Origin of the sequence: Lentibacillus daqui (assembly GCF_027186265.1) — a bacterium.
In the GTDB taxonomy this organism is placed as follows: domain Bacteria; phylum Bacillota; class Bacilli; order Bacillales; family Amphibacillaceae; genus Lentibacillus_C; species Lentibacillus_C daqui.
In genome coordinates this window covers 2,747,685-2,764,616 of the sequence record NZ_CP114176.1, presented here as the reverse complement: position 1 = coordinate 2,764,616, position 16,932 = coordinate 2,747,685, and the positions used below count along the sequence as shown (strand labels likewise).

General features: G+C 37.7%; 22 protein-coding genes. 20 read left to right on the top strand and 2 right to left on the bottom strand.

Annotated elements, in window-relative coordinates; all coding sequences use genetic code 11:
- Positions 1-42 precede the first annotated feature (42 nt).
- The 3 genes from O2S85_RS14005 to O2S85_RS13995 all read left to right on the top strand — a co-directional run bounded on the left by O2S85_RS14005 (position 43) and on the right by O2S85_RS13995 (position 3,584).
- Positions 43-1,458, top strand: a complete 1,416-nt coding sequence (locus tag O2S85_RS14005) for an NAD-dependent succinate-semialdehyde dehydrogenase (protein ID WP_269409921.1) — start codon at positions 43-45, stop codon at positions 1,456-1,458.
- A 291-nt stretch (positions 1,459-1,749) separates the two neighbouring features.
- Entirely contained in the window at positions 1,750-3,315 is a 1,566-nt protein-coding gene (locus O2S85_RS14000; protein WP_269409920.1) for a bifunctional GNAT family N-acetyltransferase/carbon-nitrogen hydrolase family protein, read from the top strand.
- Between the two features lie 2 nt (positions 3,316-3,317).
- Positions 3,318-3,584 (top strand): amidohydrolase family protein, encoded by a 267-nt coding sequence (locus O2S85_RS13995; protein ID WP_369419505.1) that lies wholly within the window; start codon positions 3,318-3,320, stop codon positions 3,582-3,584.
- 39 nt (positions 3,585-3,623) lie between these two features.
- Here the strand turns inward: O2S85_RS13995 and O2S85_RS13990 are convergent, their stop codons facing one another.
- Complete coding sequence (locus O2S85_RS13990) at positions 3,624-3,881, bottom strand: hypothetical protein (protein ID WP_269409919.1); 258 nt, start codon at positions 3,879-3,881, stop codon at positions 3,624-3,626.
- Between the two features lie 177 nt (positions 3,882-4,058).
- On the opposite strand from O2S85_RS13990, the gene O2S85_RS13985 reads away from it, so the two are divergent.
- From O2S85_RS13985 to putP, 16 genes are all read left to right on the top strand, one after another.
- A complete protein-coding gene (locus O2S85_RS13985) occupies positions 4,059-4,310 on the top strand; it encodes a hypothetical protein (protein ID WP_269409918.1) in 252 nt (83 codons plus the stop codon).
- Positions 4,208-4,468, top strand: a complete 261-nt coding sequence (locus O2S85_RS13980) for a YwqH-like family protein (RefSeq protein ID WP_369420102.1) — start codon at positions 4,208-4,210, stop codon at positions 4,466-4,468. Before O2S85_RS13985 ends, O2S85_RS13980 begins: the two co-directional genes overlap by 103 nt.
- 5 nt (positions 4,469-4,473) lie before the next feature.
- Entirely contained in the window at positions 4,474-4,779 is a 306-nt protein-coding gene (locus tag O2S85_RS13975; RefSeq protein ID WP_269409917.1) for a TIGR04197 family type VII secretion effector, read from the top strand.
- A gap of 17 nt (positions 4,780-4,796) precedes the next feature.
- The gene (locus O2S85_RS13970) at positions 4,797-5,234 is read left to right on the top strand and encodes a T7SS effector LXG polymorphic toxin (protein WP_269409916.1); all 438 of its coding nucleotides are present in this window, start codon (positions 4,797-4,799) and stop codon (positions 5,232-5,234) included.
- Positions 5,231-6,217: a hypothetical protein gene (locus O2S85_RS13965; RefSeq protein ID WP_269409915.1), complete on the top strand. Its 987-nt coding sequence runs from the start codon at positions 5,231-5,233 to the stop codon at positions 6,215-6,217. The genes O2S85_RS13970 and O2S85_RS13965 overlap by 4 nt, the downstream gene beginning before the upstream one ends.
- A 17-nt stretch (positions 6,218-6,234) precedes the next feature.
- Positions 6,235-6,909 carry a DUF443 family protein gene (locus O2S85_RS13960; protein ID WP_369420101.1) on the top strand — a complete coding sequence of 225 codons (675 nt, stop codon included), beginning with the start codon at positions 6,235-6,237 and terminating at the stop codon, positions 6,907-6,909.
- A 68-nt stretch (positions 6,910-6,977) separates the two neighbouring features.
- Positions 6,978-7,289, top strand: a complete 312-nt coding sequence (locus O2S85_RS13955) for a DUF4176 domain-containing protein (protein WP_269412592.1) — start codon at positions 6,978-6,980, stop codon at positions 7,287-7,289.
- Positions 7,290-7,733: 444 nt separating this feature from the next.
- Positions 7,734-8,246, top strand: a complete 513-nt coding sequence (locus tag O2S85_RS13950; RefSeq protein ID WP_269409913.1) for a MepB family protein — start codon at positions 7,734-7,736, stop codon at positions 8,244-8,246.
- Between the two features lie 129 nt (positions 8,247-8,375).
- The gene (locus tag O2S85_RS13945; RefSeq protein WP_269409912.1) at positions 8,376-8,810 is read left to right on the top strand and encodes a DUF443 family protein; all 435 of its coding nucleotides are present in this window, start codon (positions 8,376-8,378) and stop codon (positions 8,808-8,810) included.
- A gap of 209 nt (positions 8,811-9,019) precedes the next feature.
- Complete coding sequence (locus O2S85_RS13940; RefSeq protein ID WP_269412591.1) at positions 9,020-9,139, top strand: DUF4176 domain-containing protein; 120 nt, start codon at positions 9,020-9,022, stop codon at positions 9,137-9,139.
- Positions 9,140-9,171: 32 nt separating this feature from the next.
- Entirely contained in the window at positions 9,172-9,858 is a 687-nt protein-coding gene (locus O2S85_RS13935; protein WP_269409911.1) for a DUF443 family protein, read from the top strand.
- A gap of 186 nt (positions 9,859-10,044) precedes the next feature.
- Positions 10,045-10,974, top strand: a complete 930-nt coding sequence (locus tag O2S85_RS13930; protein ID WP_269409910.1) for a hypothetical protein — start codon at positions 10,045-10,047, stop codon at positions 10,972-10,974.
- Positions 10,975-11,268: 294 nt separating this feature from the next.
- Positions 11,269-11,928 (top strand): DUF443 family protein, encoded by a 660-nt coding sequence (locus O2S85_RS13925; RefSeq protein ID WP_269409909.1) that lies wholly within the window; start codon positions 11,269-11,271, stop codon positions 11,926-11,928.
- A gap of 86 nt (positions 11,929-12,014) precedes the next feature.
- Positions 12,015-12,323 carry a DUF4176 domain-containing protein gene (locus O2S85_RS13920; RefSeq protein ID WP_269409908.1) on the top strand — a complete coding sequence of 103 codons (309 nt, stop codon included), beginning with the start codon at positions 12,015-12,017 and terminating at the stop codon, positions 12,321-12,323.
- A gap of 239 nt (positions 12,324-12,562) precedes the next feature.
- Entirely contained in the window at positions 12,563-12,844 is a 282-nt protein-coding gene (locus tag O2S85_RS13915; RefSeq protein WP_269409907.1) for a hypothetical protein, read from the top strand.
- A 209-nt stretch (positions 12,845-13,053) separates the two neighbouring features.
- Positions 13,054-14,538 (top strand): sodium/proline symporter PutP, encoded by a 1,485-nt coding sequence (putP, locus tag O2S85_RS13910; protein WP_269409906.1) that lies wholly within the window; start codon positions 13,054-13,056, stop codon positions 14,536-14,538.
- Between the two features lie 190 nt (positions 14,539-14,728).
- On the opposite strand, the gene O2S85_RS13905 is transcribed toward putP, so the two are convergent.
- The gene (locus tag O2S85_RS13905; protein ID WP_269409905.1) at positions 14,729-15,220 is read right to left on the bottom strand and encodes a DinB family protein; all 492 of its coding nucleotides are present in this window, start codon (positions 15,218-15,220) and stop codon (positions 14,729-14,731) included.
- 209 nt (positions 15,221-15,429) lie between these two features.
- On the opposite strand from O2S85_RS13905, the gene O2S85_RS13900 reads away from it, so the two are divergent.
- Positions 15,430-16,836, top strand: coding sequence for a sigma-54 interaction domain-containing protein (locus O2S85_RS13900; RefSeq protein WP_269409904.1), 1,407 nt, complete (start codon positions 15,430-15,432; stop codon positions 16,834-16,836).
- Positions 16,837-16,932: the final 96 nt, after the last annotated feature.

The following is a 16,932-nucleotide window of genomic DNA, read 5'->3' as shown; positions in this document are numbered from 1 at the left end:
AAGATAAAGAAACACGTGGCACATATTATGGGAGGGAAAACAATGGTCTATATTAATGGTGAATGGAAAGCATCCAACGAAAAGTGGGATGTGGTTAATCCTGCAACAGGAGATGTGATTGAGTCTATTGCAGTCGTGGGTAAGGCGGAAACAAAAGAAGCGATTTCTTGTGCGAAGGAAGCATTTAAAACCTGGAAGAAAACGACGGGGAATCAACGAAGTCATTACTTGGCGGAAACCGTTCGTTTAATGAAGGAACGTAAGGATGAATTAGCAGAGACCGTTACCAAAGAAAACGGGAAACCACTTGCAGATGCAAAAAGTGAGGTTAACAGCGCTATCAGTTATCTGGACTGGTATGCAGAAGAAGCTAAACGTGTGTATGGGGATACGGTACCTGCTTCCCACCCAGATAAACACTTAATGGTCATTCGTCAACCCGTTGGTGTAGCTGCTGCGATTACGCCGTGGAACTTTCCATTGTCAATGATCACCCGAAAAATTGCACCTGCACTTGCTGCCGGATGTACGATTGTATTAAAACCGGCTCCGGCAACACCATTATCCGCCATCAAAGTGTTTGAATGTTTCCATGAAGCTGGATTGCCAAAAGGCGTGGCGAATCTCGTGATTGGAGAGGCAGAGGAAATCGGCAGTGAGATGACGAGCAATCCGGATGTACGCAAAATCACCTTTACAGGATCAACCGCAGTCGGTAAAAAATTAATCCGCGATTCAGCGGATACGGTGAAAAAGATCTCTATGGAACTGGGAGGCCATGCACCGCTCATTGTGTTTGAAGATGCGGATCTGGATGCAGCCGTTGAAGGTGTCTTGCTTTCGAAATTTAAAAACACAGGTCAAACCTGTATCAGTACTAACCGGATATACGTTTCTGAGAGTGTTGCTGAAGAGTTTGGAGAGAAGCTTGCCGAGAAAGTTTCTCAGTTAAAGGTTGGCAATGGTTTGGAAGATGGTGTCGATGTTGGTCCGCTAATTAGCGATGCGGCATTAGAAAAGGTATCCAGTCATGTAGAAGATGCCAAAAAACATAACGGAAAAGTGCTCTGTGGTGGAAAAACATCCGGTGGTGAGCAAAATTTCTATGAACCAACCGTTATTCAGTATGCCAATGATGAGATGAAGATTGCGACGGAAGAAACATTTGGCCCGGTAGCACCGATCTTTACATTTAAAACAGAAGAAGAGGTGACAGAACGCGCGAATCATGCCTCTTATGGATTGGCTGCCTATTGTTTCACCAATGACTTGGGTCGCGGACTTCGAATGATGCAAGAATTAGAGTTTGGTATTGTTGGTATTAACGATCCAACACCTATTACCATTCAGGCGCCGTTTGGTGGTGTGAAGGAAAGTGGGATTGGTAAAGAAGGCGGAAAATACGGTCTGTTGGAGTATTTAGAGGAAAAGTATGTTTCTATAAAAGAGAACAGGTAAGATTTTTTGAACCAGTATGTTACGAAATGCTGGTTAAGCGAAATATGATCAGGGGCGATTCGCTTGTTTTGAACAGGCGTGAACCTTATCCATGCGGGTACATGCTAAATTCGCAGCCGTGTATTTTCAAGTGGATACATGTCAATCTCGGGTGACCGCGATGCAATTTCAGTGGAACAAGCTAAACCCGGGCGAATACAAGCCAAACTCAAGCGAATCGCACGCCTAGCCCGAGCGGCCACCACACTTTTTTTGGGCGCATTCCCTGTCAATGGAATAGGAGGAAAATGTATGTCATCATCAGATATCTCAAACATAGAGAAGAAACTGATTGTCAGAAATACGAGACCAGAAGACATCGATAACATTATTAAGATGAATAAACTTGGTTTTGGCAATGCAGATATTGCTTTTAAACGAGAACACTTTGAAAGTCAATTGAAAATTTTTCCTGAGGGTCAGGTTTGTATTGAATATGACGGGGAGATTGTTGGTTCATGTTCCAGTATTATTGTGGACTTTGATGAGTATGGGGAAGATCATTCATTCGATGAGATCGCTGATGAAGGGTTTATTCGCAATCATGATCCGGCTGGCAAAAACCTATATGGCATTGAAGTTGTGGTTCATCCGGAATATCGCCAAATGAAGATTGGCAGGAGATTATATGAAGCACGCAGACAAATCTGTAAAAGGTTTAATTTAGAAAGTATTCTATTTGGTGGGAGATTGCCAAACTATCATAAGTATGCGGATCAAATGTCAGCTGAACAGTATGCCAATGAAGTTATCAAGCAAAATTTATACGATCCCGTACTCACCTTTCAGCTCATGAATGGCTTTAAACTGCGAAAAGTGATGCCAAACTATTTACCAGATGATCATGCCTCGTTAAAATATGCAACCTTGATGGAATGGAAAAATCCAGATTATTTGCCAGAAACAAACGAGCTATATCAGCGTGCGTACCCGGTACGAATAGCTGCGATTCAGTATTCAATGAAGGAAATTAAGTCGTTTGAAGCGTTTGTCGCACAAAGTGAATATTATGTGGATGCCAGTTCTAAGGTGCGTTCAGATTTCGTTGTGTTCCCGGAGTCGTTTACCATGCAGCTGTTATCTTTTTTAGGAGAAACCGTACCAAGTAAGCAGGTAAGGAGAGTTGCGGCGTATACCAATGATTATTTGCGAGCGTTTTCCGATATGGCGATTCGATACAGTATCAATATCCTCGCAGGGTCGCAGTTCGTAGAAGAAAATGGGTCGCTTTATAATGTTTCCTATCTGTTTCATCGCAACGGCTCGATTGATAAACAATATAAGCTGCATATTTCACCGGATGAACGGAAATGGTGGGGTGTTCAACCTGGCAATGCGGTAAACGTGATTACTACCGATTGTGGGAAGGTTGCGATCTTAATGGGGTATGATATTCAGTTTCCAGAGCTTGCGCGAATTGCGGTTGATCAAGGAGCCCAGTTGATTTTCACCCCATTTACCGCGCAGGATCAGCAAGGGTATTTACGGGTTCGCTATTGTGCACAAGCCAGAGCCATTGAAAATCAAGTAGCTACGATTACGGCAGGAACGGTTGGCAATTTGACACAGGTTTACCATATGAATACAAATGATGCGCGGTCAGGAATTTTTTCACCAATTGATTACAGTTTGGCTGCAGACGGAGTGATTGCTGAAGCAGGTGCGAATATCGAGACAATGGTAGTGGGGGAAGTAGATCTGGAAGCACTACGGCGAAATCGTCTGGTTGGCACAGTGACACCTCTAGAGGATAAAAGAGATGATTTGTATCGGGTGGAAATATGCAATAAACCACATGTAACTTTTGTAAATTCTTAAAGGTGAATCCCGACAATCCAAAAGATGGCTGGAATCCGGATGAAAAGATCATCTTGGTAGAAGCATTACGTGATTACACCATTGGCTCAGCGTACGGAGGATTCCGGGAACATGAACTAGGTACATTGGAAAAAGGCAAACTTGCTGATGTGATTGTGCTTGACCGTAATCTGTTTGCTGTGCCAGTAGAAGAAATCAAAGAAGCAAAAGTAGAATTAACGGTGATGGATGGAGAGGTTGTGTTTCAGGATTCATATAGCAAGGTTTAGTGGAAAGGGAGCGTAATGCGGCTCCTTTTTTTCTTGTTGTTAAAAGGCACATAAAGGTTCACCGGTTTTAGGAATCGCTGATAAAAGAGCGAAAAGCGCTGATAAACCGACTGAAATCGCTGATAAATTGCTTGGAATCGCCGATGAAAGTGGAAAAACCGCCGATAAAAGAACGAAACCCGCTGCGCCGATAAATACCTTTAAGTCGATCAGGGTATAAGAACACCAACCGAATGGGTTTTGATGACAGGGTATTGACCATCTTCCTGTAACTGGGAATAAAGTAATGCTGTCCAAAAAACAAATAGATCAAAAGACACTTCGAACGTGTGCTGGATGTATCATATAATTTAGGTTAATTGGTTTATTTTCACATTCGGAAATTATCATTGTATGCAGGGGTGCAGGTTCATATGAGTGCTATGGATCATCGGCATTTGAAAATAAAAATTCTATAGCAGAGGAGATGAGTAGATGAGCAGTTCGACACTAAGCAGTTTAAATGCGCAAAGAACGACTGTTTTGGCAGGGATGGATGGTGCACGGTTACAAATTGCGGAATTGGAGGAGAAAATAGCCAAGTTGAAAAAGGCATCAGGTAAACTGGCAAAAAGCATTTCCGTATTACAATCTACCAAAGGTTCCATCGACAGTTTGAAGACAGTTGGAAAGGAGAGAAGGAGAATAAATTTGAGGAGCGTTATAGTGAATACAAAAAAAGTGTGAAAGAGTATATTTCCAAGACGGAAGATGCCCAAGAGGCGATACAGGACGACATTAAACGGTATGAGTCACTAAAAACATCGCTTACAACCGGTTTGCATAACTTGGAAATTACACTTGACTCGCTGAATAGTCAGATTGCTAGTGCGGAAAAGGAGTGAGATGAATGGGAGAAGAAGTTGGTATTCAATTAGGGGAATTCCGTTCAAAAGTTGAAAAATTAAGATCTTCGGTTACCAGTATTGAAAGTGGGATTAAAACAGGTCGTACATTTGAAAAAACAAATATTAAACCGTTTAAAAATGACTTAAAAAACACAATTGAAGCGATCGAACTGTTACAAAAATATAAAACACTTCTCCATTCAGATATTGATACATTGGAGAATGTTGGAGAAAAAATAGAAGAAAATGATGAAAAGCTGGCGGAATTATCCACCGCCAATGTAACCGGTGCGCAACCAATGGTATAATTATTGGAGGGGTTTAAATGGGGCATAAGGTAGACATATCAGAGGTTATTGACTTCTCGGATGACTTGAAAACGATGTCCGAGGATATTCAATCAAGCCTAGATGATGTGCAAGAAAGTATCGATCAGATTAATGCAATGAGTACTTTCTCGGGAAAGACAGCAAAAGAAGCAAAGGGTTATTTTAACGACCTACATAAAACCATTCTGGAAGCCTTTAATGGTTTATTTACAGATCTGGAAAATAATTTAAAGAAGCACTTAGATACATTTGAATCAAATGTCGATTCTAGTAAGTTAGCAATTATTCAGAGTAACTATTTAAATGATACAGCAGAAGATGTAAACGATGATTACCAAGATTTACTTGATGAACACGAGTCCATATACGATACTATTAGCAGTGTAGCGGATATTAGTAGCGCAACTTCCCCTTCCTTATTGAAGTCGCTATGAACAGAGCTAACACGAGTGATGGTGAGGCTCGATTTACTGATTATAAAAGTAAATCTACGGATGTTGGGTTAGCAGCTTTAAAGGATTATAATGAGGGGAAACAGAGGGAAGCGGAAATCGAAAAGGCCAAAGACATCCGAGATGAGGCGATAAAAGATCTTGATGCAGATTCGCGTACATACTTGCAAAAGGCCTATACAAAATTGAAAAACGATGAGATCAGCAAAGATCAATACGATGATATTGTATCGGGACTGAAAGATATTCAAAATGGAAAGGATACAGAATCTAAGACTGTTTGGAATTTTATAATAGAAAACGCGAAAGAAATTGGAACACTGTCTGGTGAAGGTATGATTGCGAAGTATATAGAAAAAGGTATTACGGAGCAAGGAAAAAAAGTGAAAGCAGATGGTATAAAGGTACAAGATAGAGGTAAAATCGTTAAAATGATGAATGGCGAACTCCCCGAAAAAGGTTTGCCTAATTACCTTATGGAGAACGGGAAAAATATCATAAAGAATGGAGAAAACATCGTAAAAGCCGGCAATTCTATAGGCGGAGCGTTTATGGTGGGAGATGTTTTTTATGGAATGTATGATGATATGGATAATAATAACATGACGTCAGGTCAAGCTGTAACACATACTGCCGGAAAAGTAGGAGCAGGTATGTTAGGAGATACGTTAGGAACGGGTTTTGTTGCTGGAGGGGCCGCCCTTCTGGGGACTAATCCAGGAGGATGGGCAGTAGCAGCCGGTATAGCAGGGGCTACTGTTGCAACGTGGGGTTTTAATAAACTTTATGATAATAACGTTATGCACATTCAAGATGGAGTGGAGTGGGCGGGTGAAAAAGTGGACGAGTTCACGGACAGCCTTAGCGATTTCAAGAACGATGTAAAAGAGGGAGTAAGTAATATGATTGATGGTGCTGGCGAGGCTTTTAAAGGTGGTCTTGATTTCATCAATCCATTTTCCTAATGTACTAATTGAATGAAATGGGGGATCGTCAAATGAATTGTAAGGTACAAGGTGCATTTAAAAACCTCCGGTATAGAATTCTGACTATTGATGGGGAAGGGTATATCCTGGATACGGGAAGTTCTTTTTGGAAAATTGTATTCCCATTGTTTTTCTGGATGTTTCCGAATGCAGTTTTCAAAGTGGATGATCCAAATATAACTGAAAAACTGAAGTCACCAGAAGTAAATCAAACAAAAACAGGACATTCCAGTATATTGGGAGCGGGTGTTGGCATTTTCTTAGCGACTCTTTTAAAATCTTTGGCAGATTACTTCGCTCTCCCGGATACCCCGCTAATCAATTCTGTGATTCTTGGTATCCTTGTATTAATCGTATTAGTATTGTTTGCATTTTTAAATCACAAGCTAAAAAAAAAGCTGTATCGCACTGTTAACCTTGAGGAGTTATCAATAGATAAATTATGGATAAGACCTAAGTCTTTTAAACATTTTTTGCAGGGTTTATTAACCTATCTTTTTGTTTTGCTATTAAACACAGTGTTTTTTTACTTGTCAATTGCATATCCCGATGTCGTAACACTATTTTTTACAATGGTTATTTTGTTTGCTTTACTGTATACCAATATTTTTATAACACCAGTAGGTATTACTCCTGTGAAATTCAAGGGTGGCAAAAGAACAGCGGTTTAATGCTGAACAAGGAATAAAATATTTTCAATTACGAAGGAAGTACCAAAAAACGAGAGAGGAGAACATTCATCTTGCCAATTGGATCGATTGTATATCTGAGAGAAGGAACGAGTAAATTAATGATCTTGAACAGAGGCCCCATTCTTCCGTCAGGGGAAACGGAAGGAGAAGGGATATGGTATGACTACTCGGGGTGTATTTATCCACAAGGACTGGATCCTAATAATGTATTCTATTTTAATGAAGAAAATATAGATAAAATTGTATTTGAAGGTTTTAAGGACGATGAAGAAGAACGTTTCCAAAAGATCTTTCATGACAGGTTAGAAGAAAATAAAGCAAATATCAAAAAGGGAACCGTTACTGGGCCAATGGAATAAAACAAAATGGATATTTAAAAAGAGGCATATGAACGATATGCTTCTTTTGCTTAGAATTTACATATAATAGAGTTAGTGGGTATGCACTGGAATTGTTTATTTGTTACTGCTACCTTGTTCCAAGGTGTTGGCTATTAAATTATTGGTCAGATTAATGCAATCAGTACTTTCTCCGGTACTCTTGCGAAAGTTTTTATAATATTAAAGACGGGAGAACGCCACGTATTACTTCTATTGCAGTAAGGTATTTCAATACAGGACAAACTATTTCCTTTTCAATTCATAAAGTGGCGGAGAAACAAGGTAAATTGAATAGCTGTTGAGTAATAATATAGTTCTTTAATTATAAATAAAGTTGTTTAAGTTACAATAAAGTTGTTTAAAAACTTTGGTTTACTTTTTCAATTAACGGAGCCAGATTGGTGGAAATTTTGAGGTGGAATAATGAATGATTTTTATACAGCATTAAATTATGTAAATAAAATGATTTACGAGCCAAATGGCTTAACTGTAAAGTCGATTCAAGAAGAAAAGCAAAACTCTAAGTATGGCGCTGGTACAACATTTCGATTATCTTCGAAAACAGTTCGTTTTAGAGTTGCAAATATAACCCCCACCAAAGTAGGGCAGTTTGTTGCTTTTTGGGAAAAAGATGAAAACAATAAAAACCAACCCTTTACATATGAGGAAGCACCTGATTTATTAGTTATAACTACTTTTAAAGACGATGGTGAGTTTGGACAATTTATTTTTCCAAAAGAAATTCTTTTCAAACAGAATATCCTTAGGTCCAGTTCGGCAAAGGGGAAAATGGCAATAAGAGTTTATTCCAGCTGGGATAAACCAACTAGTAAGCAAGCTATGAAAACTCAAAAATGGCAGTTGCCTTATTTTGTTGATATGAGTGATCCGAGTAAATTACACATAGACAAAATAATAGAACTGTATTCGCTTTAATCCTCTCCAAACTGGTGCGATTGTAGCATAAGGACTTGATTTTTAAACGACTTTATTGTTACTTCCATAAGTTCGTTTTAAGCATTCCACAAGAAATTAAACAACTTTATTTTTACACCATCCATAAATATGGACGGTGCAATGCGTTGTTTGAGTTCCAAAATTAAACAATTTTATTATCATTACACATTAGGAGCGGGAATTGGTGTGCTTTTAGCATCTCTTTTAGAGCCTTTGGCAGAATACTTTTCTCTTCCGGATACGCTATTAATTAATTCTGCGATTCTTATCCTGGTCGTCATACTCACGTTTGCATTGTTCACATCTTTATACAAATTTAAGAAGAAATTATACCATGTTGTAAAACTTGAAGATTTGGAAACAGATAAAATATGGATTAGGCCGAATTCTGTTAAGCACTTTTTTCAACTGATATTTGTTTATTTCTTTTTCATGGGTTTAACTCTGCTGTTTTGTTATTTTTCTATTTTGGATCCGGATATCGTAGCGCAGATTTTTATAGTAGGCGCTTTTTTTCACTTATTGCTAGTCCTGTTGCCGTGACCATGGGTACTACTACTGTGAAATTTAAGGGTGATAAAAAAACGGCAGTTTAATGTTGAATACAATAGAGAAGTGTTTTCAACTTACAAAAGAGGGAGGATACCAAGAATATCAGAAGGAGAATATTCATGTTACCAATTGGATCAATTGTATATTTAAGAAAGGGGACAAATAAGCTAAATGATCTTAAATAGAGGCTCTGTTCTTCCATCAGGGGAACAGAAGAAGGGAAATGGTATGACTACTCAGGGTGCTTTTACCCGAAAGGTTTGGATCCCGACAGTGTATTTTACTTTAATGAAGAAAATTTTATCAATCCGTTTTCTTAATGCAATTAACCAATGAAATGGAGAATCGTTAAATGAAGTGTAAGGTACAAGGTGCATATAAAAACATCCGGTATAGAATTCTTACCATTAATGGGGAAGATTATATTATGGACATGGGACGTTCTCTTTGGAAAATTATATTCCCATTTTTCTATTGGATGTTGCCGAATCCGGTTTATAAAGTGAACGAGCCGAATATCGTGGGAAAATTGAAATCGCCGGAAGTAAACCAAAAAGACACTGGAAATTCGGGTCCAATAAGCGCAGGCATCGGCATTTTTATAGCGACCATGTTAAGACCATTGGGAGATATTCTTGCTCTTCCGGACAATACATTGGTTAATTCTGTGATTCTTAGTCTTCTTGTAATATCTGTGATTGTAATGATCGTAACAATAAATTATCGATGTAAAAAGAAACTGCAAAAAGTAGTGGGTCTTGAGCAGCTACCTAAAAGCAAATTGTGGATTAGACCTCAGTCCTTTAAACACTTTTCTCAAATCCTATTCACATATCTCATTGCTATGGTTTCAACCTTAGCACTTTGTTACTTATCTATTGTGGCATCGAATGTTATAACCCTTTTATTTACAATAGGTTCTTTGGGGTTTTTATATATTGTCCACGTTTTGACGGCAGGAGTGGGTCAAAATACCGTAAAGTTTAAAGGTGTTTCTAAAGTAAACGTAGTTGTGAGAGAAAGGTCACGTTTCAATTGAGCCGTTTTGTTGAGTAAAGTTTTTACGGTAAGACGCTTTTTTAATGAAAAGATTAACGTCATTTTCAGGGATATTATGTAATTTATATGTTGACGCTTCGTATTATTCCTGATGCATTTCATGAATGATTGGAAGGAAACACAATTAATCTATGTAATGTTTAAGTAAGAAGGGATTATAAGTAATATGTGGAAAAAAATAAAGAAGGCATTATTTAATTGGTTTTTTTTATTACTATTTTCATTTTTATTGTTAACGGTTATTACAGTAATTGCCTCCAATATACCGAAATTATTTGAAGAAAATGAAGTGGGGCTTGTTGAAGATGCTTACACAAGTAAAGGCCTCTATTTCGGGCCTCAATATTACGTACATTTATCGAACGGAAATATACAGCGCATTTTTAAGAATGATTTTCTTTCACTAGAAAAAGGCGATACATTTAAAACGTTTTTTAATCAAATCTCCCTTAAAGATTTTCTGTTGGCCTCGATGATTACGATGTTATTTTTATGTTTGTTGTTTGCTTTGGTTTACATGTTTGCATCTGAAATATTTGGACAGATGAGATGGTTTAAATGGATGGACGAAAGGAAAGAACAATTTAAAAATGTTATAGTGGCGCCTTTTACAAGAAATAAAAAACAACCTGATATACTTAAACGAGTGGGAATGATCATTTTTATCTTGTCATTGTCAATGCTGCTTTTGCTAGTTGTGAAAAATGTTGTGTATAAAGTGGTACCCTTTGGGAAAACGAATGCGGCTGCAGAGTTACTTAAATATGAAAAAGAACGAATAGCTAATCCGAAAGTTCCTATTGTTACGTACACATTAACCTATCAATACACAGATAAAGATGGTACATTGTATAAAACAAAAAAGAACGTTTCGTCGGCTACATACAATAGGTACAAAGGTAAACGATTTATTCCAATTATGTATCGAAAAAACCTTCCTTACGATACATTTATCGAAAATCGTTCGATGGGAGAGTTTATTAGTCCGCTTTTTAGCGTTCCAACGTTTATTTTTGCGTGTGTTGGTTATTTAGTATTTTTTTTGATTAAAAAGTATGTAGAAGTATGGGGAATTCCATTTATTCGGACTGATTAAATGATAAAGGTAATGTTTATTACACAATAGTCGAGAGTCCAAAACAGGTTTTAGAAGGATTCATCATTTTTCGAGGGATTAATTTTAGACATAGATAAGTATGGGTTCTGGAAATCTTTGATCGCCCCTCTTCAAAACATCCGGCAATCCACTTGTTTGAAACAATAAATTTTAGAGTGTAAGTTCCCTTGAATACTCTCCATCCTTATAAATATGGATGCCTTAAAAAATGGCCTTGATTTTATTAATCCATTTTCTTAATGCAATCAATCAAATGAAATGAGGAATCCTCGAATGAATTGTGAAGTACGAGATATACCAAAAATTCTTAGATATCGAATGTTAACAATCGATGGGGAAGTATATATACTGGATTTATGGGGGTCTTTTTGGAAAATAATATTCCCGTTTTTATTTTGGATGCTCCCGAATCGCGTTTATAAAGTAGATAACTTAAATGCTGTGGAAAAATTGAAATCCACGGAGATAAAACAGAATAAAACAGGGCATTCTAGTATATTGGGTGCAGGTAGTGGTCTTTTTTTGGCACTTTTTTTAAAGCCCTTATCTGATTACCTTTCAATTCCCGGCAGTCCATTAACCAACTCTGTGATTTTACTAATTATTGTGTTATTAATGTTTGTCCTATGTGTGTCTGTAAATAATATGCTTGAAAATAAACTATACAACATTGTTAATCTTAAGAGGTTATCAACTTATAAATTATGGATTAAACCTAAGTCCATTAAACATTTTTTCCAAATTGTGGCTATTTATTTTTTCTTTTTGGCATTAACCGTATTGTTCTTTGTGATGTCTATTAAAGATCCAGATGTCATAACGCTAATTTTTACAATGATAGCTATGTTTTTTTTATTGCTTTGCAGTGTCGGTCCAGTGACAATGGGCACTACTATCGTGAAATTTAAGTGTAGTAGTGAAACAGCAGTTTAAATTGAATGATACAGGTGTGTTTTCAATTGTAAAAGAAAGATAGAAGAAAGATACTAAAAATAAGAAAAATCAGAAGGAAAATTTTCATGTTACCAATTGGGTCAATCGTATATCTGAAAGAAGGAACGAGCAAACTGATGATCTTAAACAGAGGTCCTATTCTTCCATCAGGGGAAACAGAAGAAGGGATATGGTATGACTACTCGGGATGTTTTTATCCACAGGGACTGGTTTCTAATAATGTATTCTACTTTAATGAAGAAAATATAGACGAAATTGTATTTGAAGGTTTCAAAGACGATGAAGAAGAACGTTTCCAAAAGATCTTTCATGACAGGTTAAAAGGAAATAAAGCAAACATCAAAAAGGGATCTGTTACTAGGCCGTTGGAATAAAACAAAATGGATATTAAAAAGAACCATATGATCGATATGCTTCTTTTGTTTAGGATTTACATTATAATAGAGTTGTAGCTTTGCGCTGGAATTGTTTATCTGTGGTTGCAACGTTATTCCAAGGTGCTGCTAATTAGGTATTGATCAGATTAACTGATTATGAACAGCTGCTTGATCAAGTGAAAGAAGTGGTATTATCCTTTGAACCAAATGAAAAAGCGATGATTTGAGAAGAATTTTTGGAAGCTGATGTGACATCTGGACTTGAAAAGATAGAAGATATGACTGTTAACCTGACAGATGAGGCAAGTAGTATTCGAGATATTGTGGTCTTGCTAAATTGGATGATAAGGAATTTTTACATAATGTCCAATGTGGAAAAAACAGTTGAGGAATTTCACGAGTTAGATGATTCGCATTGGGATCAGCTGAAAAACAGCATTGGTTCTCATTTTCAGTCAAATTTAAGTTGGAAACCAATCGGAGCCGGAGATGTATCGAAACGACTGTATATCCCTTGAATTTTTGGACGAACGGAATAAAATAACGAAACATATGGTATATACTTTCCGTGCATTACATAATAATGAGATAATATATTTTATACGAAGTTAATTTTTAACAGCCTATTGAAAGCGTTATCTAACATTCTGTATAATACTATTGAAGAGTAATTTTATTCGGATAATACTATGATGCTATAGGTATCCGAAAATAGGGAGGGATTTGGATGTCGGATTATACGTACCAAATGCTGGCCATCGTTATTTATCTTGTTGGCATGTTAGTGATTGGATGGTATGCATATCGTCGTACTAGCAATCTAACAGACTATATGCTTGGAGGAAGGTCACTCGGCCCAGCAGTAACGGCGTTAAGCGCAGGTGCCGCAGATATGTCAGGCTGGCTGCTGATGGGACTTCCTGGGGCTATTTACTTTTCAGGGCTAAGTGAAGCGTGGATGGCCATCGGTTTGACAATTGGCGCCTATTTAAACTGGTTATTTGTTGCACCAAGATTGCGTGTTTATACGCAGGTATCCAGCGATTCGATTACCATTCCGAGTTATTTAGATAGCCGGTTAAAAGATAACTCGAAAATTCTTCGTGTTGCTTCTGGTTTAATTATCCTCGTGTTCTTTACGTTTTATGTTTCATCGGGGATGGTTGCCGGCGGTGTGTTTTTTGAAAGTTCTTTCAACATGAATTATCATGGCGGGCTTTTGCTTGTTTCTACTGTTATTATTCTATATACATTGTTTGGCGGATTTCTGGCGGTAAGTTACACGGACTTTGTGCAAGGCTTAATTATGTTCTTGTCCCTCATCATTGTACCGCTTTTTGGATTCTTCCTGACGGGTGGATTTTCAGAAACAGCCGATTCGATCCGTACAGTTAATCCAGATGCATTCAGTTTTGTGAAAGGGGTTTCAATAGCTGCGATTATTTCCTCAGTAGCATGGGGACTAGGCTATTTCGGGCAGCCCCATATCATTGTCCGGTTTATGGCCATTAAATCCGTTAAGGAAACCAAACAGGCAAGAAGAATTGGAATTGGCTGGATGATTTTAAGCCTTTTGGGTGCATCAACTACTGCATTAGTAGGTATTGCATATTTTCAGCAGCATCCGGAAGCATCTTTAACCGATCCGGAAGCGGTTTTTATCGCTCTTGGTCAAATCATTTTCCATCCATTTATTGCTGGTATCTTATTGGCAGCGGTACTTGCGGCGATTATGAGTACGATTTCTTCACAGCTAATTGTTACATCATCCGCATTGATTGAAGATTTATACAAAGCCGTCATTAAAAAAGATGATGATGATAAAAAATATGTTCTGTATGGCAGGATAGCGATTTTAATTGTGTCGCTTGTTGCAATGTACTTCGCCTGGGAAAAGAATAGTACCATCCTGGATCTTGTCAGTTTTGCCTGGGCAGGCTTTGGGGCAGCATTTGGCCCAACAATATTGCTTTCCTTGTATTGGCGGAAAATCAATTCAATTGGTGCACTTTCCGGTATGGTGGTTGGTGCAGTAACAGTAATGGTTTGGGGAAATATCGATGCCCTGTCCGGTACATTGTACGAAATTGTACCAGGCTTCATTTTAAACCTGATTGTCACAATGTTGGTAAGTACGTTGACACACAAACCAAACCAAGCGATTGACAAGGAGTTTGATGAAGCACTAGAACTGTTGCATAAAGAGAGATAAGTATATACACGGGGAACTTGGACTCCTTTTTGGGAAGCATATAACTTAGTTGGAAGAAAATAATTGTGCATTTAACTTATCTTTTGATGCTTTTTGCTATAAAACGGTTCCGATCATAAGAAACACACCATCCGTATCAAGACGGATGGTGTGTGTGATTCACGCACCTATTGACGAATCTATACCTGCATTACACTTGCTCCTTGGCCAAAAAATTATCCACTTGCTCTTTATGATGATCATGCCATATAAAAGCGCAGAAATAATTGAACATGGAATGTGGGTAGCCTGAGTATTCATCAATTTTTTCCCCATTTAAGATGAAGGTTGCAAAGAAATCTTCTTCCTGTTTCCTTTCCAACGCGGAAATAAGTTCTTTTCTTCCATGCACTTGGGCCTCCAGCAGATTTTGTTTTGTAACCCCTGACTTCGCATAAACCGCTGCCCGCTTATTCATTGTCTCAATATCGATGCTGTTAATATCCGCATCCACTTTCATCTGTGGCAACATTTCATCCAAAATGTATTGATCCCAAAAAGTGATATGACTGATGATTTCGGCTGTCGACCATTTTCCTGGAGCAATGGGTGCAAAGAATAGTTTCTCATCCACTTCTTGCAGCTGCTCTACCCAGCTGTTGAATCCTGCAAAATCAGTAATTAGATCCTTGGTTGTATACATTGCAATCACTCCGCCTTATCCATACATTTATAGTAATACTGTATTTAAAAAATAATTGTGTTTTAAAAATTTCAAGTAAGTATAACTCTGTCAATTCCCATTTCTCTAATAACAACAATCATAAATGAACAAGTAAAGAATAGGGGGTGTAAGCTCTACAAGAAATGTTAAAATAATTATAATAGTCGATAAGAAAGGTGGATAAATGAATGTCAGATTTTGAACTTCTAAAAATAGAATTAGACGGAATCCTCGATGCATCCAATGATAATATTGTAGTTACAGATGGAGAGGGGAAAGTGTTACGAGTAAGTGCGAATTGTCTTAGTATTTACGGAAAGACCAAGGAAGATTTAATCGGTAAGACAGTCTTTCAATTGGAAAAGGAATATATTTTTTATCCATCCGTAACGGCAAAAGTGTTGCGTGAGAGAAAAGAAGTACAGGTTATGCAGAAAACACCGACGAATAAAGTTGTTATGGCAACCGGGATCCCACTAACAAACAGTAGCGGAAAAATTGTCAGGATTATCAGCTTTTCCCATGATTTAACGGAAATCCAACAGTTGAGAGAGGACTATGAACAACTGCGAATAAAAATGTTGCGGTACGAATCGGAAATTGAAGAATTAAGAGAAAAGGAAAGCAAAGCAGATGAAATAGTGACTAAAAGTAAAACCATGCAGGACATTTATCATATGGTACAACGGGTTGCAGCTTCTGATGCTACTGTCGTGTTACTTGGTGAATCGGGAGTTGGGAAAAATGTCATTGCGCATATGCTACATGATAAAAGTCAGCGGAAGAATCAATCGTTTATGGAAGTGAATTGTGGGGCAATTCCGGACACGTTGTTTGAATCAGAAATTTTTGGCTATGAACCCGGCGCTTTTACAGGGGCTGATAAAAACGGTAAACCCGGCATGATTGAGCTTGCGGATCGTGGTACATTGTTTCTTGATGAAATTGCTGAACTGCCATTAGCTATTCAAGTAAAACTTCTAAAGGTTTTGCAGGAAAAGCGAATTACCAGAATTGGTGGATCTACGGGAAAGGATGTTGATTTCCGTCTTATTGCAGCAACCAATCAGAATTTGGAGGAAATGGTGTCACAAGGTAAATTTAGAAAGGACCTGTTTTATCGTTTGCATGTGATTCCAATTATCGTTCCGCCTTTACGGGAAAGAAAGGAAGATATCTATCATTTCACGCAGCATTACTTAGCTATTTTTAACCATAAATATGAAACGAATAAGGTTCTTCATCCATCTACAATTGCAATTCTACAAAACTATGATTGGCCTGGCAATGTTCGTGAACTGGAAAATTTAATGGAACGGTTAGTTATAACATCGACTTCAAACGTGATTTATCCATCCAATTTACCGTTTGTTGAAGAAACGGATAAGGTAGGGTTACCTGCAGAAGAGTGGACAACGGAGGCTTTTGAACAGCAAGGCTTGACATTGCAGGAAGCATTAAGAGAAGTAGAAAAAAACTGGTTAAAACGGGCATATCGACAGTACAAAACAACGTATGAGATGGCAAAATATCTTGGCTTAAGCCAGTCTACAGTCGTTCGCCGGTTAAAAGAATACCAAATCAATTCAAAATGAATCAATTGATTCATTTTGAATTGATGGTCTGTTGGTTGATTCAATAATGAATTAAACGGATATGATGAGACCGATTAAATTGGGGAATTAAAAGTG